Raw genomic sequence first — 715 nt, 5'->3', positions numbered from 1 at the left:
AGAAGCGGGCGCCGATGCCGTGCTGACTTATGGCATCGGGCCGGAGTTGGCGCAAATTGCGAACGGTATGGCCAAACTCGGCTGGAAAGTGCCGCTGATCGGCAGTTGGACGTTGTCGATGGCGAATTACATCGACAATGCGGGCACGAATGGTGAAGGTGCGCGCATGCCGCAGACCTTTATCCAGGAAGCGAATACGCCTAAGCGCAAGGCGTTTATCGAGGCATATCTTAAGGAATTCAAGCCTAAGAACGATCGCATCGATTCGCCGGTGTCGGCCGCGCAAGGCTATGACTCAATTTATTTGCTTGCCGCCGCGATCAAGCAGGCAGGTTCGACCGACGGCCCCAAGGTCAAGGAAGCGCTTGAAAATCTCAACGGCAAAGTCGAAGGCGTAGTGATGGTCTACGACAAGCCGTTCACTAAAGCGGACCACGAAGCCATTAGCCCGAACGTGCCGGTGATCGGCGAAGTAAAGAGCGGCCGCGTGATCTTCGCTTACGACACCGACAAGAAAGGCGGGGGCACCTTGCGCACCAAGCAAGCGACCACAGCCGCCAATTAAAGCGAACTGTTCCGTCATGTCGATATAAGCCGCGCCGCCGCTATGGCGAGCGCGGCTTTGTCATGCTCTCTTCAGGCGCTCAAAGATGATTCTTCTTCAACTAATCTATAGCGGCATCGCACTCGGCATGATCTACGCCGTGATCGCGTT

Annotated in this window: 1 protein-coding gene; it reads left to right on the top strand. The window is 56.1% G+C overall.

Going from position 1 to position 715, the window contains the following annotated elements:
• Nucleotides 1-565 (top strand): ABC transporter substrate-binding protein (locus tag P7F28_RS09735; RefSeq protein WP_277184292.1); only part of this gene is annotated, 565 nt, incomplete at its 5' end.
• Nucleotides 566-715 lie beyond the last annotated feature (150 nt).

Source organism: Caballeronia sp. BR00000012568055 (assembly GCF_029439455.1).
GTDB lineage: Bacteria > Pseudomonadota > Gammaproteobacteria > Burkholderiales > Burkholderiaceae > Caballeronia.
Note: the sequence above shows the minus strand (reverse complement) of the source record. Positions and strands in the feature narration are given on the sequence as shown.